The organism is Streptomyces bungoensis, from assembly GCF_001514215.1.
Taxonomy (GTDB): domain Bacteria; phylum Actinomycetota; class Actinomycetes; order Streptomycetales; family Streptomycetaceae; genus Streptomyces; species Streptomyces bungoensis.
Genome location: NZ_KQ948867.1, coordinates 24400 through 42843 on the forward strand (window position 1 = coordinate 24400; position 18444 = coordinate 42843).

Consider the following 18444-nt stretch of genomic DNA (forward strand, 5'->3'; position numbering starts at 1 on the left):
CGGCGACCACACCCGCCCCACCGCCCGGCACCCGAGAGGGAGCCGGCCCGGTGGGGCGGGCGCGTTCCCGGGCGCCCAACCCGCAAGGTGGCCGAGCCGACGGCCAATCCATCGCCCGACCTGCTCCGGATTACGCGCGGAAACCTGATCACGGACCGCCGGAGGGGACACGATGGAGCGGACGTCACGGGACGCCCCGGACAGCCGGGAGCACAGGGCCCGGCACGGGCGGCGGACGGCCGTCGTGGGATCCGGGGTCGCGGGACTGACCGCCGCCCACCTCCTGGCCCGCACCGGTCACGTCACCCTGTACGAGGCCGACGACCGGCTCGGCGGGCACGCGCACACCCACGAGCTGACCTCGCCGTCCGACGGCCGGGTACACCGCGTCGACTCCGGGTTCATCGTGCACAACCGGCGCACCTACCCGAACCTGCTGCGGCTCTTCGACGAACTCGGCGTCGCCACGCAGGAGTCGGAGATGAGCATGTCGGTGCGGTGCGAAGGGTGCGGACTGGAGTACGCGGGCGCCCGCGGCCCGGCCGGCCTCTTCGCCCGGCCCGGCAACCTGCTGCGCGGCCCCTATCTGCGGCTGCTCGCCGAGGTGCCCGTCTTCCACCGGGCGGCCCGGCGCGTGCTGGCGGAGGGCGCCCGGGAAGGCCTGACGCTGGGCGAGTTCCTGGACCGCGAGGGCTTCTCCAACTATTTTCGGGCCCACTTCGTGACCCCGGTGGTGTCGGCCGTGTGGTCCTGCGACGCCGGCACCGCCCAGCGCTACCCGGCCGCCTACCTGTTCCGGTTCCTGGAGCACCACGGGATGCTGTCGGTGGGCGGATCGCCGGTGTGGCGCACGGTGAGCGGCGGTTCGCGCGAGTACGTCGACCGGATCGCCAAGCACCTCGGCGAGGTCCGCACCGGCACACCCGTGCGGGCCGTGCGCCGCCACGCCGACGGGGCCGACGTCACGGCCGAGGACGGCACCACCGAGTCCTACGACGCCGTGGTGATCGCGGTCCACCCCGACCAGGCCCTGCGGCTGCTGGCCGACGCGAGCGCCCGGGAGCGCGAGGTGCTGGGCGCGTTCCGCTACTCCCGCAACACCACGCTCCTGCACACCGACACCCGGCTGCTGCCCCGGGCCCGGGGCGCCCGCGCCTCCTGGAACTACCTGATGCCGGGCTGCGCGGCCGGCGCCGACCGGGTGCGGGTCAGCTACGACATGAACCGGCTCCAGCGCCTGGACGCCGGCGAGTCGTTCGTCGTCACCCTGGGCGGCGAGGACCGGGTCGACCCCGGCCGGGTGCTGGCCCGCATGGTCTACGAACACCCCGTCTACACGCCCGAGTCGGTGGCCGCGCAGCGGCTTCTGCCCGAACTCAACAGCCCGGTCTGCGCGTTCGCGGGCGCCTACCACGGCTGGGGGTTCCACGAGGACGGCTGCCGCTCCGGCGTCGAGGCCGCCGCCGCACTGGGGGAGCGCTGGTGACCGCCGTACCCGCCCTCTACCCGTGCACCGTCACGCACGTGCGCACCACGCCCCTGCGCCACACCCTGCGGCACCGCACCTACCTGTGGCTCGTCGACCCCGACCGCCCGCCCCGCCTCCCGCGCCTCCTGCGGCCGCTGGCCCGGCTCGACGCCCGCGACCACTTCACCGGGGACCAGCCCTCGATCCGCGCCGGCCTGGACGCCTTCCTCGCCGCGCACGGGGTCCGCCTGGACGGCGGACGGGTGCTGATGCTCACCCACGCCCGCGTGCTCGGGTACGTCTTCAACCCGCTCACCCTGTACTGGTGCCACGGCCCCGGCGGCGACCTGCGCTGCGTGGTCGCCGAGGTGCACAACACGTACGGCGGCCGGCACTGCTACCTGCTGCGGCCCGACGCCACCGGCGCCGCCCACGCCGGCAAGGAGTTCTACGTCTCGCCGTTCTTCCCCGTCGACGGCGGCTACCGCATGCGGCTGCCGCCGCCGGGGGAGCGGCTCGACCTGACCGTGCACCTCGACCGCGAGGGCGGCCGGGCCTTCACCGCGACGGTGCACGGCACCCTGCGCACGGCGACCCCGGCGGCCCTGCTGCGCCTCGCGCTGCGCCACCCCTGGTCCACCCTCACCGTCTCGGCCGCCATCAGGACCCACGGCATACGCCTCTACCTGCGGGGACTGCCCGTCCAGCCCCGGCCCGACGCCCACCGCATCCCGGAGAACACCCCATGAGGACAGCAGAGCCCGGCACGACTCCCGCCGGACGGACCGCGCGGCCCGGCCCCGCCGGCGTACCCGCCACGCGCGGGGCGTCGGGTGGTCCCGCCGAGGCCCCCGAGGGACGGACGCCGCCGGCCGGCTCCCCCGCGGCGGGGCATCCGGCCGCCACGTCCGCCCCTGCGGCGGCGGGTTCCGGCGGGCCGAGCGCCCCGGCCGGGCCCTCGGCCGCCGACGGACCGGCCGGGCCGGCCGGCCCGCCCGCCGGCCCGGCCTCTCCCGCCCGCCCGGCCTCTCCCGCAGCGGGACCCGCCGCCCCGATCGACCCCGCCCGCTGGCCCGACGTGGCCGCCGTGCCCCGCTCCTCGTGGGCGCGCACCGCCGTGACCGGGGCCCTGGTCCGCCGGGCCCTGCGCGGGCTGCCGCTGCGCGCCCGGTTCGCCGGCGCGGAGCCCGTCGGGCGGGGCGGCCCGCTGCTGGAGGTGCGCGACCCGGCCGCCTTCCACGCCCGCGTCGGCACGAGCGGTCTGGTCGGGTTCGGCGAGTCGTACATGGCCGGCGAGTGGGACGCCCCCGACCTGGTCGCCGCCCTCACGGTGCTCGCCGCGCACACCGCCGACCTCGTCCCGGCCCCGCTGCAGCGGCTGCGCGGCCTGTGGGCGCCGCGCCACCCGCACGAGGAGCGCAACACCCCCGACGGCTCCCGCTCCAACATCAGCCGCCACTACGACCTGTCCAACGACCTGTTCGCCCTCTTCCTCGACGACACCCTCAGCTACTCCTCCGCCGTCTTCCGGGGCTTCCCGGCGACCTGGGACCTGCTCGCCGCCGCCCAGCGCCGCAAGGTGGACCGGCTGCTCGACCTGGCCGGCGTGCGCGAGGGCACCCGGCTGCTGGAGATCGGCACCGGCTGGGGCGAGCTGGCCCTGCGGGCCGCCGCCCGCGGCGCCCGGGTCACCTCCATCACCCTCTCCCGCGAACAGCGCGAGCGGGCCCTGGAACGGGTGCGCGCGGCCGGGGCCGGCGACCGCGTGTCGATCGAGCTGTGCGACTACCGCGAGGCGCGCGGTACGTACGACGCCGTGGTCAGCGTGGAGATGATCGAGGCGGTCGGCGCGGAGTTCTGGCCGGCGTACTTCCGCACCCTGGACGAGCGGCTGGACCCCGGCGGCCGGGTCGCGCTCCAGGCCATCACCATGCCGCACGAGCGGATGCTCGCCACCCGGGACACCTTCACCTGGATCCACAAGTACGTCTTCCCCGGCGGCGTCATCCCCTCCACCGAGGCGATCGAGGACACCGCCCGCGCCCACACCCGGCTGCGCCCGGCCCGCCGCGACGCCTTCGGCGCCCACTACGCCGAGACGCTACGCCTGTGGCGGGAGCGGTTCACCGCACGCGCCGGGGAACTCGGGGCGCTCGGCTTCGACGAGACCTTCCGCCGCCTGTGGACCTTCTACCTCGCCTACTGCGAGGCCGGGTTCCGGGCCGGCTACCTCGACGTCCAGCAGTACCTCTTCACCAAGGAGCGCCCCGCCCGATGACCAGCCTCCTGCCCGCCACCCGGACCGGCGCCGCCCACCGGCTCGCCGCCCTCGCCGCGGACGCGCTCGGCGGCCCCCTGCCCGTACGGCTGCGCGCCTGGGACGGCAGCGAGACCGGCCCGGCCGGAGCCCCCGTCGTCGTGCTGCGGTCCCGGCGCGCGCTGCGCCGCCTGCTGTGGCAGCCCGGCGAACTCGGCCTGGCGCAGGCGTACGTCACCGGCGAACTCGACGTCGAGGGCGACCTCGGCGAGGGCCTGCGCACGATGTGGGCCGCCGCCCGGGAGCGGGGCCCGCGCCCGCCCCGGCTCACGCCCGCCGACCGGGCCAGGGCGCTCGCCACCGCCGTACGCCTCGGTGCCGTGGGCCCCCGGCCGCCCGTCCCCGCCTCCCAGGCCCGGCTGCGCGGAGGCCTGCACAGCCGGGCCCGGGACCGGGCCGCCATCAGCCACCACTACGACCTGTCCAACGAGTTCTACGCCCTGCTCCTCGACGAGACTATGGCCTACTCGTGCGGCTACTGGGCGAGCGAGGACCCCGGGTTCACGCCCGCCGACGCCCAGCGGGCCAAGCTGGAGCTGATCTGCCGCAAGCTCGGCCTGAAGCCCCGCGCCCGGCTGCTGGACATCGGCTGCGGCTGGGGTGCGCTCACCCTGCACGCCGCCGAACGGCACGGCGCCCTGGTCACCGCCGTCACGCTGGCCCGGGAGCAGGCGGCGTACGTGCGCGAGCGGGTGCGCGAGCGCGGCCTGACCGACCGGGTGGAGGTGGTGTGCCAGGACTACCGTGACATCGCGGCCGGCGGCTTCGACGCCGTCACCGCGATCGAGATGGGCGAGCACGTCGGCGACGCCGAGTACCCGGCCTTCGCCGCCGCCCTGCACCGGCACGTCCGGCCGTGCGGGCGGGTGCTGGTGCAGCAGATGTCGCGCGGCCGCAGCGCTCCCGGCGGCGGGCCCTTCATCGAGGCGTACATCGCCCCCGACATGCACATGCGGCCGCTGGGCGAGACGACGGGCCTGCTGGAGGCGGCCGGTCTGGAGGTCCGGCACACCGAGTCGCTGCGCGAGCACTACGTCCGCACGATCACCGCCTGGCACCGCACCCTGGAACACCGGTGGGCGGACTTCACCGCCCTGGCCGGGGAGGAGACCGCGCGGGTGTGGCGGCTGTACCTGGCGGGCGGGGCACTGGCCTTCGAGGAGGGGCGGATGGGAGTCGACCAGATCCTGGCCGTACGGCCCGGCCCGGACGGCGCCAGTGGCATGCCGGCGACCACGTCCGACTGGTACGAGGGGCTGGAGAAGGCGTGAGCGGCTTCCCGTGGGACGCGTTCGCCCTCAACCTGGCCTGGGCCGCCGCCGCGGCCCTCGCGGTCATGCTGGCGACCTTCGCCGTCGCCGTGCGCGCGGGCGTGCACCGGATCGTGGACGTCGCCTGGGGCATCGGCTTCACCGCCGTGGCCGCCGTGACCTTCGCGGCCTCCGCCGGGCACGGGGACCCGCTGCGGCGGGTCCTGGTCACGGCGCTGACCTCGGTGTGGGGGCTGCGGCTCGCCGCGCACATCGCCCGCCGGGGCCGGGGCCACGGCGAGGACCCGCGCTACGAGGCGATGCTGGCCAAGGCGCCCGGCAACCGGAACGCGTACGCGCTGCGCATGGTCTACCTGCTCCAGGGCGCCCTGGTGTGGCTGGTGTCCCTGCCCGTCCAGGCGGCGCAGTACGTACCCGGCCCGCCGTCCTTCCTCACCTGGGCTGGCACCGCGCTGTGGGCGGCCGGTCTCGGCTTCGAGGCGGTCGGGGACGCCCAGCTCGCCCGGTTCAGGGCCGATCCGGCCAACCGGGGAAGGATCATGGACCGGGGTCTGTGGGCCTGGACCCGGCACCCGAACTACTTCGGGGACTTCTGCGTCTGGTGGGGCCTGTACCTCCTGGCCTGCGGCTCGCCCGCCGCGGCGGCCGTGTCCCTGGTGTCCCCGGTGGTGATGACCCTGCTGCTGACGCGCGGCAGCGGAAAACGGCTGCTGGAACGCCACATGGCCGGCCGGCCCGGCTACGCCGCCTACCAGGCCCGCACCAGCGGCTTCCTCCCGCGCCCGCCGAGGCGGCCGTGACCGGCCCCGGCGCCCCGCCGGGGGGAGGCGCGCTCGTACCGCTGGTGCTCCCGCGGCGCCCCCGTGCCGCCGTGCTGGTGCTGCACGGCGGCCGGGCGGACGGCACCGGCCCCGCCCGCTCCTGGCACCTGGCGGCCCTGCGGATGCGGCCCTTCCACCGGGCGATCAGTGCCGGGCTGCCGCACGAGGACGTCCTGCTCGCCCGGGTGCGCTACCGCCTGCGCGGCTGGAACGGCGTCCGCGCCGACCCCGTGCGGGACACCCTGGAGGCGCTGCGCCGCCTCGCCGAACTGGCCGGCCCCGTGCCCACGGTGCTGGTCGGCCACTCCATGGGCGGCAGGGCCGCGCTGCACGCCGCGGGACATCCGCAGGTGCGTGCGGTGGTGGCCCTGGCACCCTGGTGGCCGGCGGGCGAACCGGTCCGGCAGGTGGCGGGCCGTCACCTCGTCGTCCTGCACGGGGAACGGGACCGGATCACGTCGCCCGCCGAGTCGGCGGCCTGTGTCCGCCGGGCGCGCGGCACGGCGGCCAGGGCGGCGATGGCGCTCGTCGGCGACGGCGACCACGCGATGCTGCGCCGCTCCCGCTTCTGGCACGCCACCACCGCCGCGGCCGTCGCCCACCTCCTCGACCCCGCGGGCCGCCCGGACCCCCTGCCGGCGCAGTGCTACGGCGCCGGCACCGTCCCGGTGCTGTGACGCACGGCGGTGCCCTTGCCTAGCTCCGCCGTGAACTGGGCGCCGGTCAGCAGGGCCAGGTTGGACAGCCACAGCCAGATGAGGAAGACCACGACGCCGGCGAGGGAGCCGTAGAGCCTGCTGTACGTGCTCAGGGTGGAGGCGTACACGGCGAACCCCGCGGAGACGACGAGCCACAGCACGGCGGCCAGGGCACCGCCGGGCAGGGTGTGCCCGCGGCGGCGGGCGACGGGCGGACCGGTGTGGAAGACGACCACGACGAGCAGCACCACCAGGCACAGCAGCAGCGGCCAGCGCAGCACGCTCCACGCCCAGGCCGCGCCGGCGCCCAGCCCCAGCACCCGGCCGGCCGTCTCGGCCAGCGGGCCGGTGAGCAGCAGCGCCAGGGAGCCGGTCAGCAGCAGGGCGAGCAGCCCGAGGGCGGTGAGGGCGATGCGGGGGGCCCTGCGCCAGGGCGAGCGCCGGTCCTCCACCCGGTGCATGCGGTGCAGGGCGCGGCGGAAGACGGCGAGGTAGCTGGAGGCCGACCACAGCGCGCTGCCGGTGCCCACCACCAGCAGCGGCCAGGCGCTGCCGTCGGCGCCCAGCATGCGCGACAGGGCGGCGTGCAGGTCCCCGGCCGACTCGGCGGGCGCGTACGCGGTGACGACGGTGACGAACTCCTTCGCCGTGTCCGGGCTGATCAGGCCGAACGCCAGCACGGTGACGAGCATGGCGGGCAGCACGGCCAGGATCGCGTAGTACGTCAGCGCCGCCGCGTAGTCCGAGATGTCGTCGTTCCACAGGGACACCGGGGTGCGCCGCAGCGCCAGCCACCACGCGGCGGGCGGCCGGGGGCGGACGGCGCGGCGGGCGGCGTCGTCGGGGTACGGGTCAGCGGACATGCGGCGTCCGGTGCGAGGTGGCGCTGAGGCGCAGGCGGGTGTGGACGGTGTACGGCGCGGCCGACTCCTCCGCCTCGGCGACCACGACGGAGGGTGGCCACCGGCCGGTGCCGAGGGCCGACCGGTTGACGACGGTACGAGGCCGCAGCATCACACCTTCCCTTCCGTGACGCCGCCGAGGGCGGGAGCACCGGACCGTACCGTCTCCGGGTCCGGCGCCGGCGGCTGCCGGACCACCCGGGAGGCGTTTTCACCCGCGGCCGCGGCGAACGGCGCAGCCGCGGCTGTGACGCGGATTCCCGTAAAAAGCCCGCCGGAACGCCGACGGGGGCCGGGACCGTACGGCCCGGCCCCCGTCGGGGGCGTCGTCAGGAGGACGGCGGCATCAGCACCGTGTCGATGATGTAGACGTTGGCGTTGGCGGTCTTGACGTTGCCGCAGACGACCTTGGCGGAGTCGTTCACGGTGTAGGACTCGCCCGAGCCGGAGGTGGTCAGCTTCGACTTCTCCAGGGTGTCGAAGGAGCCGTTCTCGAGGTCCTTCGGCGTGAGCTTCTTGCCGACGACGTGGTAGGTGAGGATCTTCGTCAGCTGGGCCTTGTCGTTCAGGACCTTGTCCAGGGTCGCCTTGGGGATCTTCTTGAAGGCGTCGTTGGTCGGCGCGAACACCGTGATGTTCTGGGCGTTGTTGAGGGTGTCGACCAGGCCGGCCTTCTTCACGGCGGCCACCAGGGTGGACAGGGCCGGGTTGTTGGAGGCGGCGGTGGCGACCGGGTCCTTGGCCATGCCGTCGAAGGAGCCGGCACCGGTCTTCGGCACCGCCGAGCAGGCGGCCCCGAAGGGCTGGTCCATGGCGGCGGCGGTGGTGCCGCCGCCACTCATGCCGTCGTCCGGGGTGGTGGCCGACGCCGACGCCTTCGAGGCGGAGTCGGACTTGCCGGAGTCGCTGCCGCTGTCGGAGCAGGCGCTGAGCGCGAGCGGCAGCACGGCGGCGGCGGCCACGATCACGGCGGTACGGCGGATACGAGTGTTCATGGTGTTTCTCCTGATGGTGTTCGCAGGCTGAGCTGCCGGTCGGTAGGGGAAATCGGTAGGTGGGGGGAAGGGGCGGTCCGGTGGGTCACTCGACGGTGACCACGACGGAGTGCCGTCCACTGGCCCCGTCGGGGACGGTCCGGGTGCGTCTGTCGGTCTGCACCCGGCCGGTGCGGTCGGTGGCGCGCACGGTGAGCGTGTGGCCGCCCTTGGCGGCCTGCCAGGGGAAGGACCACTGGCGCCAGGTGTCCCGGCTGTCCTCGGGGGCCAGCCGGGCCTCCTGCCAGGGCCCGTCGTCGACCCGGACCTCGACCTTGTCGATGCCGCGGTGCTGGGCCCAGGCGACGCCGGCGACCATCACCGTGCCCGCCTTCGGCCGGGCGAACGGCTTCGGGGTGTCGATCCGGGACTGGGTCTTGATCGGTGCCTCGCGGGCCCAGCCGCGCTTGACCCAGTAGGGGTCGTAGGCGTCGAAGGTGGTCAGCTCCAGGTCCGTGATCCACTTGCAGGCGGAGACGTACCCGTAGAGGCCGGGGACGACCATCCGGACCGGGAAGCCGTGGTCGAACGGCAGCGGCTCCCCGTTCATGCCGACGGCGAGCAGCGCGTCGCGGCCGTCCATCACGTCCTCGACCGGGGTGCCGATCGTCATGCCGTCCACCGAGCGGGCCACCAGCTGGTCGGCCCGGCCGCCCCGCGACGGCGGCTTCACCCCGCACTCGGCCAGCAGGGGGGCCAGCCGGGCCCCGACCCAGCGGGCCGTGCCCACGTAGGGGCCGCCGACCTCGTTGGAGACGCAGGTGAGGGTGATGTCGCGTTCGACCAGTTCGCGGCGCAGGAGGTCGTCGAAGGAGAGCACGACCGGCCGGGACACGCCCGTGCCGTGGATCCGCAGCCGCCACGCCGCCGCGTCCACCTTCGGCACCACGAGGGCGGTGTCGACGCGGTAGAAGTCGGCGTTCGGGGTGAGGAAGGGACTGGCGCCGGGGATCCGCAGTCCGGCACCCCGGGGGACGGCGGCGGCGGGCGAGCCGGGCGCCGGCAGCACCAGCCGGTCGCGGGAGGCGACCGCGCTGCCGCCGCTCGCACCGTTCAGGGCCCGGCCCACCGCCCCGGCCCCCGCGGAGGCGACGGCGGCGGCCGTGGCCGCGATCACGAACCCGCGCCGGTCCCAGTCCTGTTCGGGACCCGCGCCCGAGCCGGACGCACGGTCCGCCGGACCGGAGCCGGCCGGTTCGCGCCGGGCGAGCCTGCCCGCCAGGACGTGGAGGAGAACCGCTCCGGCGCCCGCGCCCACGAGCGACGGCAGCGCGTCGGACAGGCCGCGCGAGTCGGGCCGGGTGGTCGCCGCGAGCGCGCCGACCGCACCGAACAGCACGACGCCCGCCGCTCCCGCCCGCCGGAATCGCAGCGCGGCGATTCCCAGGGCGAGTGCGAAAAGCGCCAGCACCGCGAGAATTCCGAGTTGCAGCACGAGTTTGTCGTCGGTGCCGAAATTCCTGACCGCCCAGTCCTTCACGGCGGCGGGCGTGCGGTCGATCGCCGCCCCTCCCACCGCGACGACGGGACCCGCCTGCGGGCGGACCGCCGCCGAGACCAGCTCGGCCACGGCGAGCGCGGCGAAGCCGGCCAGGGCACCCGCGAGCGCGCCCGCCACGAGGCGGAGCGCCCCCGAGGGCTTGCGCGGTTTCTTCTCGTCGTCGGTCACGTGGGGAATCCGGCTCCGGAGGGGCGCCGGATTGGTCGTCCCCCCGATCGGGTGAATCTTTTTTCCGCACCAATCCGCCCGCGGAGCGGCTACGGATGAAAAGGAAAAAGGAAGAACGGAGAAGGCGAGGGAAGTGGCGGGCTCCCGCGGACCGACCGCACCACCGGACGTCGCAGGCGCCGGGGAGGGCACCTCGGCGCCGCCCTGCCGGACCTGGCGGGGCGGCTACGGCAACGGGTGCGGGAGACCGCCGACCGCGAACCGGGCACGGTCCTCGCGGCCGGGGACATCCGCGTCACCGGCCTCGTCGACACCCCGGCCGACGATCAGCAAGGGCGAACCGCATGACCGTGCGCCTCGCGCATCACACGCTCGTGGAGGACGCGGGCAGGGGCGTGGAGAGCGTGCCGGGCGTCGCCTTCCCCAAGCCGGGCCTGGCCGGCCGGCTCCGCCCGGCATGGTCCGGGCCCGGGCCCGGCGCCGGAGCCCGCCGACCGCCGGAGTCCGCCTGACGCCGGGAGCCGGCGACGGCGCCGTCCGGCACGTCGACGTCCAGGTGGTGGCGTCGCGCCGGACCCGGACCGTCGACGTGGCCCGCGCCGTCCGCACCGCCGTCCGGGGGCACCTGGCCGCGCTGTTTCCCGGCCGCCCCGGGGCACGGGTGACGGTGACGGTGACCGGCCTGCTCTGAACGTGCCGCCGGGTGCCGCGCGGCAGTTCTCACACGGGCAGGCCCAGGAGGGCCACCGGCGCGGAGGTCGGCGCCGAGGAGCCGCCCGCCGGCTCCACGGTGACCCCGACGCCCGAGGCGCCGTCGACACCGCCGCGCAGCAGCACGGCCTGGTCGGTGCGGGCGGGGTCCATGAGCCCGGCCGGCCGCATGGTGCCGTCGTGGTCGAACCACAGCTGGTAGACCTTCCCGGCCGCGGGCCGGGCCATCCCGGTGGCGGCGAACACGGCCTCGTCCCGTCCCCGCGAGACGACGACCGTGCCGGTGGCGCCGCCGCCCAGGGCGGCGGTCCGGGCCCGCGCGTCCGGCGCGGCCAGCACGGCGGCGACCTCGTCCGCCCCCTGCCGCGCGCCGCTCGCCCGGTGCAGGGCGTCCTCGGCGCGCTGGTGCTGCCACACCGTCGTACCGCCGAGCGCGGCGGCCGCCGCGAGACAGGCGGCGAGCGCCCACCGGGACAGCGGCCGGGCCCGCCGTCCGGCCCGGCCCGCGCGCACCGCCGTCCCCACGCCGGGCGGCTCCTGCCGGACGCAGGGGATACGGCGCAGGACCTGCTCGCGCAGGGCCGCCGGAGGCGTCACCGTGGCTGTGAGTCCCAGCCGGGCCACGGCGGCGGACAACTCGGCGGTCTCCCGCGCGCACGGCTCGCAGCCCGCCAAGTGACGCTCGAACGCGGCGTGCTCGTCGTCGGGCAGGGCGTGCAGGGCGTAGGCGCCCGTCATCCGGTGCAGGTCGGCGGTCCTGCGGTCGGCGGTCCTGTTCACGCGGTCACCCCCGGTCGGTCACGCAGGCGGACCAGACCGCGGCGGCGCGCGGCCCGCCGTACCTCCGGCACGGCTTCTCTCACAGGGGGCCTCCGAGGTCGCGACATCTCCGGACGTAATCCGGTCCCGGCCGGGCGGCGGATTGGTCGGAACGGCGAGAGAACCGAACGCGCGGCCGCCGCCTGCCGCCGGACGCGTAACGCGGGAGCACCCCCACCGCGTGTAAGAGGTGACGTCCGACCACGAAAGGACCCACGGTGAGGGAAGCACCCGCGGAGGGCTCGGCCGGCGGGTCCGACCCGGTGCTGTCGACGGACCGGCTGACCTCCATCGCGCGCAGCCCGCTGTGGAAGGAGGCGATCGCCGCGCTGCCGGCTCCCGAAGGTGCCCCCACCGGCCCGGCGCAGGCGCCCGCGAGCCACCTGACCGGCGTGCTGAGGTCACACCTGCCGCCCGGCGGCACCGTTTCGGATCTGAACGCGGGCGACGGCCTGGTCCAGCTGGTGTACGACGACGGCCACGGCAGGAAACATGCTGGAGGTCGACGTGCGGCGCCACGCGGCCGCCTCTCTGGCCGGGCACATGGGCTGCGCCGGCGTCTCCGGCGACTGCGAGTCCACTCCCCTGGCCGACGGAACCATGGTCAAAAAGGTCGAGGGCCCCTCGGAGAAGGGCGGTCCGGCCACGGTGTGGCAGGTCGACACCCTGCGTCCGGACGGCCGCCGGGTGGTGGTCCGGGAGATCAACTCCTACGCCGAAAGCACCCCCGTGACGCGCCCGCGCCCGGCGCTGGCCATGGACCTGCTGCTGACCATCGCGCTCGACGGGCGGTTCTTCACCGGCTGAGCCGGCACGGGGCGGCGGGTCCTGCCCTCAGCCACCCGCCGCCCCGTGTGCGGCACGGCGGTACTCCTCGTTGATGCGCTGCGCTTCCTCGAGCTGGTCCTCGAGGATGACGATGCGGCAGGCGGCTTCGATCGGAGTGCCCCGGTCGACGAGCTCGCGGGCGCGTGCGGCGACGCGCAGCTGGTAGCGGGAGTACCGGCGGTGTCCTCCCTCCGAGCGGAGCGGAGTGATCAGGCGGGCCTCGCCGATGGCGCGGAGGAACGCCGGGGTGGTGCCGAGCATCTCGGCGGCCCGGCCCATGGTGTACGCGGGGTAGTCGTCGTCGTCCAGACGATCATTCAGAGGGTTGTCCGATGTCATGTCACCTCGCTGTGCAACGCGTCGAGGGGCCCTGGTGCCGTACGGCACCAAGGCCCCGAAGGAAATTGAACACCATCTGTCGGCCCTGTAGCTGGGCCGGCCTTCTGTTTCCGCTACCCGGCCCGGCAGGGCGGAGCGGGGGATCGCAGCTGCGTGACCGGGGACCACCATCCATTCCGGGGTCTTGCGGTACCCGGCCGAGTGCTCCTCGGGCCGGGCGATCCTGATGGCGTCTGCTCCCTCACTTTCTCGTCGCGTTCGACCTTGTCTACGAGAAGAAGCGTACCCATGGTGGGAGCGAAAGTCTACTGCCGCAAGGATAGATTTCACCCTTCCGGTGGAGGAGGTACCCGGCCGCGGCCGGCCCTTGCCGGCCGGCGGGCGGTCACACCCCGCCGCGTACGCAACCAGTTCGGCCCCGCGGGGAGTTCGAGTCCCGGTGGGCCGCATAAGCTCTGCTGCATGTCGAACCCTGATGAGCTGCTCGTCGCCATCTCCGCCGCGGTGGAGTCCGAGCGAAGCAATCAGATGTCCCTGACCGTGGTCGTCGGCGGCGCCGTCATCACCGGCCGGCTGGCTCCGGAGGCCGTGTGGAGGGAACGGGTGGCGGAGGTCCTGCGGGACTCGGACCGCCTCGGCCCGTTCTCGGACGTCTTCGCCCGCGGCTCGCGGGGAAGCCGGTCCTCTCGCGGCGAGACGCCCACGCATCTGCACTTCCACCTCGCCCGGATCCTGCAGGGAAGCCTCGGCATCCCGGAGACGGGCGGCATGTACCGGGTCGCGATCGAGGACGTCAGCGCCTGGACCGTGGGCGACATCAGCTACTCCGACCGCTGAGACGCCGCCTGCGGCCCCGGCCCGGCCGGCGGTTCCCGGGCGGACACAGCGGTGGGGGCCCTGCCGACGCGCGTCGGCAGGGCCCCCACCGGGATCCCGAGGGCGGTTTCCCGCCCGTCCTCACCCTCCCGCGGGACCGGCACCGCCGAGCAGTGCCGACGCGGTCTGCAGCGGAGTGGGAACGCCCGCGTCCGAGCCCGCGGGCTCGGCGCCGGGGCGGTCGTGACAGGTGAACCCGAGGCGTGTCATGGCCCGCGTCACCTCGAGGGTGGTGAAGTCACGGGGGTCCTGTCGCGTGACGATCCGGCCCACCTGCTTCACGGGGTAGCGGCGGCGGCCGATGGTCACGGACTCACCCGTGACGAGTTCGGGCCTGACGCCCTTCATCGAGGCGACCACCCCGTCCTTGGTGAGGTCGAACGGGTAGCGGGCGATGACACAGCGCATGATGCCTCTCAGGGGTAGTCGCGGGAAGGACGCTTCAGCGCGAGACGGCGAGCACGTCCGGCGTCCGGCCGTGTCCACCGGTGCCGCCGAGGACGTCCCGCAGGCGGATCCGGTCCGTGTACGTGGGACTGTCACGCAGGACGGCGAGCCGGCCCAGGGTGATCAGGCCCGTGCGCTCGTCGTCCTCGTCGCACACGGTCAGGTACGCGACGCGGGCACCCGCCATGACGGCCAGAGCCACCTCGACGGTCATGTCGTCACCCACCCGGGGCCCGTGCCGCTCGCTGTCGTCGGCCACGGACCCGGGGGCGGGCTCCGGCCTGCGGTACTGCGTCCGCGCTGGCGTCAAGGGTGTCTCCTTCGGTGCGGGCTGGTCGGCCTGACGGCCCTGTGCGTTCCGGCACCGGGAGGCCACGGGGCCTCCCGGGACCGCGCCGGTCTACGCGGCCGAGTCGTTTCCGGGCCGCCGCTGCGCCCCGCGGCGCATCCCCGCGCCGGCGGGGCGGCCCTGACCGGTACGGCTGCGGCGGCCGCGGGACGCGGAGGCCGTGCGGCGGGGGCGTTCCACGACCGGTGCGGTGATGACGACCGGGACACCGGAGGGCGCCTGGGCGCCGGTGATGCGGCTCAGCTCCGCCTCGCCCGAGCGGACCGGGGTGATGTGCGGGGTGATGCCGGCCGAGGCCATCAGCCGGGTCATGCCGCGGCGCTGGCCGGGGGTCACCAGGGTGACGACGCTGCCGGACTCCCCGGCGCGGGCCGTACGGCCGCCGCGGTGCAGGTAGTCCTTGTGGTCGCTGGGCGGATCCACGTTGACGACCAGGTCGAGGCTGTCGACGTGGATGCCGCGCGCCGCGACGTTGGTGGCCACCAGGACGGTGACGTGACCGTCCTTGAACTGCGCCAGGGTCCGGGTGCGCTGGGGCTGGGACCGGCCGCCGTGCAGGGCCGCGGCGCGGACACCGTTGTTCAGCAGGTGCTTGGTCAGCCGGTCCACGGCGTGCTTGGTGTCCAGGAACATGATGACCCGGCCGTCCCGGGCGGCGATCTCGGTGGTCGTGCGGTGCTTGTCCGTGTCGTGCACGTGGAGGACGTGGTGCTCCATCGTGGTGACGGCACCGGCCGACGGGTCGACGGAGTGGACCACCGGGTCGGTCAGGTAGCGGCGGACCAGCAGGTCGACGTTGCGGTCCAGGGTGGCGGAGAAGAGCAGCCGCTGGCCGCCGGGCCGCACCTGGTCGAGCAGGGCGGTGACCTGGGGCATGAAGCCCATGTCGGTCATCTGGTCGGCCTCGTCGAGGACCGTCGTGGCGACGTCGTCGAGCCGGCAGTCGCCCCGGTCGATGAGGTCCTTGAGCCGGCCGGGCGTCGCCACGACCACCTCGGCGCCGGTGCGCAGCGCGCCGGCCTGCCTGCCGAGGGACATGCCGCCGACGACCGTGGTGAGCCGCAGGTGCACGGAGCGGGCGTAGGGCGCGAGCGCGTCGGTGACCTGCTGGGCCAGCTCACGGGTGGGCACGAGGACCAGGGCCAGCGGCCGGCGCGGCTCGGCGCGCCGGCCCGCCGTACGGGCCAGGACCGCGAGGCCGAAGGCGAGGGTCTTGCCCGACCCGGTGCGGCCGCGGCCGAGCACGTCGCGGCCGGCCAGGGAGTTCGGCAGGGTCGCCCCCTGGATCGGGAACGGTACGGTCACCCCTTCCCGGCCGAGCGTGGTCAGCAGCGGGGCCGGCATGTCGAGATCGGCGAACGACTCGACGGCGGGCAGCGCGGGCGTGACCGTCTTCGGCAGGGCGAACTCGCCCCGCGCCGGCTGCCGGTTCCCCTGGCCGCCGGAGCGGCGCGGACCGCCGGAGCGGCTCGCGGTGGCACTTCCCGCGAAACGGTCGGACGGGCGGTCGGTGCGTGCGCGAGTGGTACGTGTGCGGTTCATGCGGAACCTTCCTCGATGCGGGCGCGTATCAAGGAATTTCCGCAGCAGAATGAGCGGCGCAGAGAATCGCGAGAACGAGCCGGAAATGACAGGGTCGGCCGGAGAACGACAGGCCGATCATCCTGGAAATGAAGCGAGCTGGGGCCCGCACCCCAAGGTGCGGGCCCCAGCTGCGAAGTATGCGTCAGTGCCGGTGCGTCAGGCGGGAACGATGTTCTCGGCCGTCGGGCCCTTCTGGCCCTGCGCGATGTCGAACGACACCTTCTGGCCCTCCAGCAGCTCACGGAAGCCCTGGGTGGCGATGTTGGAGTAGTGGGCGAAGACGTCGGCGCCGCCGCCGTCCTGCTCGATGAAGCCGAAGCCCTTTTCCGCGTTGAACCACTTCACAGTGCCAGTAGCCATTTTGTTTCTCCTTCGGAGGACGGTGTCAGGAAAACGCCCTGTGCGTATTCCGTGTCGCCGTGATGATCAGCCGTCGGAAAAACCTTCTGGCAACCACACCTGCAACTGATGACGACAGTAGCACGCCGGCATCGGCCCCGCCCGGGCAAGTATTTCCGCGTCGGCAGCCGTTTCGGGAATATTTCTCGTGCGCCGATCCGATTTCTTACTTTGCGGTGACAGATATTGTCTTCCAGGCTGCGGTGCCGCCGCCGGGCGTTTCCGCCCGCAGCGCTGTGACCTCCCCCGACGGCGTGTTCGGGCCCGCTGCCGTCCTCGACGGACCGGACGCCGGCGATCCCGCGCCGATTCCCGAACGAGACGAAGCGCACAGGGGCGTTTTGCACCTCCATGCACCTGCCCGGGGCCGCCGCCGGAACGGTGGTGTCGATCGGCTCGGCCCCCCCCTCGCCCCGACGCTGATCGAGCGCGCCCCGGCGGGCCGCGGAAACTCATCGCCGGCAGCCGGCCGGTGGCACGGTGCGGATGCGGTGAGCGGCCCGCCCACCGCATCCGCGCAACGAACAACCCCCGGGTCTGGGACCTGGGGGTTTCGTCCGGAGCGGGTGACGAGAACCGAAGGCGCACTCTCAGCCCGGGAAGCGACGGCGCTCGGCGCGGCACTCCACGCCCCTGGTCACAGGCCGCAGGAACCGCGGTCGAGGTGGAAGTAGCGGGCGTTGGCCCAGCGGCACAGCCGGATGCCGACGGCGACGCCGACGATGGTGACCAGGGCGGGCAGGTATCCGCCGGCGACCTGGACGATCGGGATCGCCGGACACCCGCCGGAGATCGCCCAGCCCGTACCGAACAGCACCGCGCCGGGGATCACGCCGGCGTGGATGCGCCCCGGGGTGCGTCGGACCCGCAGCAGAGCGAACGCGCACACGATGATCAGGACGGCGCCGGCGAAGGAGAGGAGCATGCGCAGGTCCTGGAAGGTGAACATGCGGTTCAGCTCGGTGTAGTCGCCGAAACCGATGTTGGAGACGGTGTACCCGAGAGCCAGCCCGGTGATGATGTTGGCCAGCAGGATCGCGCCCCGAGTACGCATCAGATCACCTTCCACAGCAGGAACGACACCGCGACGGCGGTGCCGAAGAACACGGCGGTCGCCACCAGGCTGACCGGGCGCAGACGTCCGCAGCCGTTGAGTCCGTGGCCGGAGCTGCACCCACCGGCCAGCCGCGTGCCGAAGCCGACCAGCACGCCTCCGGCGAACAGCAGGATGACCATGGTGGTCGGATTCGCCGTGACCACGTTCCTGAATCCCGGGCCCATGTCGAAGCGGAGGTGGAACCGTCCGGAGGTGACCGCGGCGATCAGTCCGCCGAAGAAGATCGACACCAGCAGGGCGGCCTGGGTGACCAGCGGGGCCGGGCCCGGGCTCCCCACCTGGGCGTCCTCACGCACCGTCGGGTCGACGTCCGTTTCGAGCGGCGACCGGGAGGTCCCGTACGGCGCCGGTGGCACCGCGGGCGCGGTGAGGCCCGTGCCGAAGTGCTCCGCCGTAGCCGCGGCGAGGGCGTCGGCGAGAGCGCGCTCGTCGGTGAACTCCTCGTCCATCTGCTCCAGGCGCCGCTCCCTGCGCCAGTGCAGCACGCGGTCCCACGCGGACGACACCCCGAAAGACCGCTCCGTGGTGAGGGCGTAGTTGACGGTGATCAGAGCGAGCCCGGCAGCGCCGGCCCACCAGGGCCAGTAGCCACTCATGCGGGGCCTCCCATCCATTCGGTGAATCGCGCCCACCAGCCGCGCTTCGACCTGGGCTTGTGCCCCGCGCGCCGAGAGGGAGGACGCGGAGGCTCGGGTAGGTGCGGGGACGGTGACGGTCGGTAGTGCGAGACCGGTATCGTCGGAGACGCCGGCCCGAGCTGAGTCACAGGCTCCGGTGCCGCGGGCACGGATTCCG

General features: G+C 74.5%; 21 protein-coding genes. 9 read left to right on the forward strand and 12 right to left on the reverse strand.

The genetic code is table 11. The features are described 5' to 3' along the window. The first annotated feature begins 172 nt into the window (after window positions 1-172). From AQJ66_RS27310 to AQJ66_RS27335, 6 genes are read left to right on the forward strand one after another with little or no spacing between them, the layout of a single operon-like run. Window positions 173-1486, forward strand: coding sequence for an NAD(P)/FAD-dependent oxidoreductase (locus AQJ66_RS27310; RefSeq protein ID WP_061927374.1), 1314 nt, complete (start codon window positions 173-175; stop codon window positions 1484-1486). Next, window positions 1483-2217 (forward strand): DUF1365 domain-containing protein, encoded by a 735-nt coding sequence (locus AQJ66_RS27315; protein ID WP_061927376.1) that lies wholly within the window; start codon window positions 1483-1485, stop codon window positions 2215-2217. Before AQJ66_RS27310 ends, AQJ66_RS27315 begins: the two co-directional genes overlap by 4 nt. Next, window positions 2214-3746 carry a class I SAM-dependent methyltransferase gene (locus AQJ66_RS27320; protein WP_244162955.1) on the forward strand — a complete coding sequence of 511 codons (1533 nt, stop codon included), beginning with the start codon at window positions 2214-2216 and terminating at the stop codon, window positions 3744-3746. Before AQJ66_RS27315 ends, AQJ66_RS27320 begins: the two co-directional genes overlap by 4 nt. Then, window positions 3743-5056 carry an SAM-dependent methyltransferase gene (locus AQJ66_RS27325; RefSeq protein ID WP_061927378.1) on the forward strand — a complete coding sequence of 438 codons (1314 nt, stop codon included), beginning with the start codon at window positions 3743-3745 and terminating at the stop codon, window positions 5054-5056. Before AQJ66_RS27320 ends, AQJ66_RS27325 begins: the two co-directional genes overlap by 4 nt. Continuing rightward, a complete protein-coding gene (locus tag AQJ66_RS27330; protein WP_061927380.1) occupies window positions 5053-5856 on the forward strand; it encodes a DUF1295 domain-containing protein in 804 nt (267 codons plus the stop codon). Before AQJ66_RS27325 ends, AQJ66_RS27330 begins: the two co-directional genes overlap by 4 nt. After that, window positions 5853-6554 (forward strand): alpha/beta fold hydrolase, encoded by a 702-nt coding sequence (locus AQJ66_RS27335; protein WP_061927382.1) that lies wholly within the window; start codon window positions 5853-5855, stop codon window positions 6552-6554. The genes AQJ66_RS27330 and AQJ66_RS27335 overlap by 4 nt, the downstream gene beginning before the upstream one ends. Here the strand turns inward: AQJ66_RS27335 and AQJ66_RS27340 are convergent. From AQJ66_RS27340 to AQJ66_RS27350, 4 genes are all read right to left on the reverse strand, one after another. After that, the gene (locus tag AQJ66_RS27340; protein ID WP_061927384.1) at window positions 6524-7438 is read right to left on the reverse strand and encodes a YihY/virulence factor BrkB family protein; all 915 of its coding nucleotides are present in this window, start codon (window positions 7436-7438) and stop codon (window positions 6524-6526) included. The genes AQJ66_RS27335 and AQJ66_RS27340 overlap by 31 nt on opposite strands. Next, window positions 7428-7589 carry a hypothetical protein gene (locus AQJ66_RS39060; RefSeq protein WP_159052654.1) on the reverse strand — a complete coding sequence of 54 codons (162 nt, stop codon included), beginning with the start codon at window positions 7587-7589 and terminating at the stop codon, window positions 7428-7430. Before AQJ66_RS39060 ends, AQJ66_RS27340 begins: the two co-directional genes overlap by 11 nt. A 217-nt stretch (window positions 7590-7806) precedes the next feature. Then, window positions 7807-8472 carry a fasciclin domain-containing protein gene (locus AQJ66_RS27345; protein WP_061927386.1) on the reverse strand — a complete coding sequence of 222 codons (666 nt, stop codon included), beginning with the start codon at window positions 8470-8472 and terminating at the stop codon, window positions 7807-7809. An 85-nt stretch (window positions 8473-8557) separates the two neighbouring features. Next, window positions 8558-10180, reverse strand: coding sequence for a sulfite oxidase (locus AQJ66_RS27350; protein ID WP_061927388.1), 1623 nt, complete (start codon window positions 10178-10180; stop codon window positions 8558-8560). Between the two features lie 457 nt (window positions 10181-10637). On the opposite strand from AQJ66_RS27350, the gene AQJ66_RS27355 reads away from it, so the two are divergent. After that, on the forward strand, window positions 10638-10871 hold the full coding sequence (locus tag AQJ66_RS27355; RefSeq protein ID WP_244162956.1) for a hypothetical protein: 234 nt from the start codon (window positions 10638-10640) through the stop codon (window positions 10869-10871). 29 nt (window positions 10872-10900) lie between these two features. Here the strand turns inward: AQJ66_RS27355 and AQJ66_RS27360 are convergent, their stop codons facing one another. After that, complete coding sequence (locus AQJ66_RS27360) at window positions 10901-11629, reverse strand: anti-sigma factor (protein ID WP_061927654.1); 729 nt, start codon at window positions 11627-11629, stop codon at window positions 10901-10903. A gap of 573 nt (window positions 11630-12202) precedes the next feature. Between AQJ66_RS27360 and AQJ66_RS40355 the strand changes: the two genes are divergently transcribed. Further along, window positions 12203-12517 (forward strand): hypothetical protein, encoded by a 315-nt coding sequence (locus AQJ66_RS40355; protein WP_061927390.1) that lies wholly within the window; start codon window positions 12203-12205, stop codon window positions 12515-12517. Between the two features lie 27 nt (window positions 12518-12544). On the opposite strand, the gene AQJ66_RS27370 is transcribed toward AQJ66_RS40355, so the two are convergent. Next, complete coding sequence (locus tag AQJ66_RS27370; protein ID WP_061927392.1) at window positions 12545-12877, reverse strand: helix-turn-helix domain-containing protein; 333 nt, start codon at window positions 12875-12877, stop codon at window positions 12545-12547. 462 nt (window positions 12878-13339) lie between these two features. Here AQJ66_RS27370 and AQJ66_RS27375 point away from each other — a divergent pair, with 462 nt between their 5' ends. After that, the gene (locus tag AQJ66_RS27375; protein WP_061927394.1) at window positions 13340-13714 is read left to right on the forward strand and encodes a hypothetical protein; all 375 of its coding nucleotides are present in this window, start codon (window positions 13340-13342) and stop codon (window positions 13712-13714) included. Window positions 13715-13834: 120 nt separating this feature from the next. Here the strand turns inward: AQJ66_RS27375 and AQJ66_RS27380 are convergent, their stop codons facing one another. The 6 genes from AQJ66_RS27380 to AQJ66_RS27405 all read right to left on the reverse strand — a co-directional run bounded on the left by AQJ66_RS27380 (window position 13835) and on the right by AQJ66_RS27405 (window position 18245). Beyond that, window positions 13835-14161, reverse strand: coding sequence for an SCO5918 family protein (locus AQJ66_RS27380; RefSeq protein WP_061927396.1), 327 nt, complete (start codon window positions 14159-14161; stop codon window positions 13835-13837). Between the two features lie 34 nt (window positions 14162-14195). Continuing rightward, a complete protein-coding gene (locus AQJ66_RS27385) occupies window positions 14196-14510 on the reverse strand; it encodes a CBS domain-containing protein (RefSeq protein ID WP_061927398.1) in 315 nt (104 codons plus the stop codon). 90 nt (window positions 14511-14600) lie between these two features. Next, complete coding sequence (locus AQJ66_RS27390; protein WP_208611471.1) at window positions 14601-16091, reverse strand: DEAD/DEAH box helicase; 1491 nt, start codon at window positions 16089-16091, stop codon at window positions 14601-14603. 198 nt (window positions 16092-16289) lie between these two features. Further along, the gene (locus AQJ66_RS27395; RefSeq protein WP_028799214.1) at window positions 16290-16493 is read right to left on the reverse strand and encodes a cold-shock protein; all 204 of its coding nucleotides are present in this window, start codon (window positions 16491-16493) and stop codon (window positions 16290-16292) included. Window positions 16494-17169: 676 nt separating this feature from the next. Next, a complete protein-coding gene (locus AQJ66_RS27400) occupies window positions 17170-17586 on the reverse strand; it encodes a YeeE/YedE thiosulfate transporter family protein (RefSeq protein WP_061927400.1) in 417 nt (138 codons plus the stop codon). Continuing rightward, the gene (locus tag AQJ66_RS27405; protein ID WP_061927402.1) at window positions 17586-18245 is read right to left on the reverse strand and encodes a YeeE/YedE family protein; all 660 of its coding nucleotides are present in this window, start codon (window positions 18243-18245) and stop codon (window positions 17586-17588) included. Before AQJ66_RS27405 ends, AQJ66_RS27400 begins: the two co-directional genes overlap by 1 nt. Between the last annotated feature and the right edge of the window lie 199 nt (window positions 18246-18444).

Excerpts from the sequence above, each read along its gene's own strand:
- AQJ66_RS27310 (WP_061927374.1), top strand. The coding sequence starts at position 173 with ATGGAGCGGACGTCACGGGACGCCCCGGACAGCCGGGAGCACAGGGCC.
- AQJ66_RS27320 (WP_244162955.1), top strand. The coding sequence starts at position 2,214 with ATGAGGACAGCAGAGCCCGGCACGACTCCCGCCGGACGGACCGCGCGG.
- AQJ66_RS27325 (WP_061927378.1), top strand. The coding sequence starts at position 3,743 with ATGACCAGCCTCCTGCCCGCCACCCGGACCGGCGCCGCCCACCGGCTC.
- AQJ66_RS27340 (WP_061927384.1), bottom strand. The coding sequence starts at position 7,438 with ATGTCCGCTGACCCGTACCCCGACGACGCCGCCCGCCGCGCCGTCCGC.
- AQJ66_RS39060 (WP_159052654.1), bottom strand. The coding sequence starts at position 7,589 with ATGCTGCGGCCTCGTACCGTCGTCAACCGGTCGGCCCTCGGCACCGGC.
- AQJ66_RS27345 (WP_061927386.1), bottom strand. The coding sequence starts at position 8,472 with ATGAACACTCGTATCCGCCGTACCGCCGTGATCGTGGCCGCCGCCGCC.
- AQJ66_RS27355 (WP_244162956.1), top strand. The coding sequence starts at position 10,638 with ATGGTCCGGGCCCGGGCCCGGCGCCGGAGCCCGCCGACCGCCGGAGTC.
- AQJ66_RS27360 (WP_061927654.1), bottom strand. The coding sequence starts at position 11,629 with ATGACGGGCGCCTACGCCCTGCACGCCCTGCCCGACGACGAGCACGCC.
- AQJ66_RS40355 (WP_061927390.1), top strand. The coding sequence starts at position 12,203 with ATGCTGGAGGTCGACGTGCGGCGCCACGCGGCCGCCTCTCTGGCCGGG.
- AQJ66_RS27370 (WP_061927392.1), bottom strand. The coding sequence starts at position 12,877 with ATGACATCGGACAACCCTCTGAATGATCGTCTGGACGACGACGACTAC.
- AQJ66_RS27375 (WP_061927394.1), top strand. The coding sequence starts at position 13,340 with ATGTCGAACCCTGATGAGCTGCTCGTCGCCATCTCCGCCGCGGTGGAG.
- AQJ66_RS27380 (WP_061927396.1), bottom strand. The coding sequence starts at position 14,161 with ATGCGCTGTGTCATCGCCCGCTACCCGTTCGACCTCACCAAGGACGGG.
- AQJ66_RS27390 (WP_208611471.1), bottom strand. The coding sequence starts at position 16,091 with ATGAACCGCACACGTACCACTCGCGCACGCACCGACCGCCCGTCCGAC.
- AQJ66_RS27395 (WP_028799214.1), bottom strand. The coding sequence starts at position 16,493 with ATGGCTACTGGCACTGTGAAGTGGTTCAACGCGGAAAAGGGCTTCGGC.
- AQJ66_RS27400 (WP_061927400.1), bottom strand. The coding sequence starts at position 17,586 with ATGCGTACTCGGGGCGCGATCCTGCTGGCCAACATCATCACCGGGCTG.
- AQJ66_RS27405 (WP_061927402.1), bottom strand. The coding sequence starts at position 18,245 with ATGAGTGGCTACTGGCCCTGGTGGGCCGGCGCTGCCGGGCTCGCTCTG.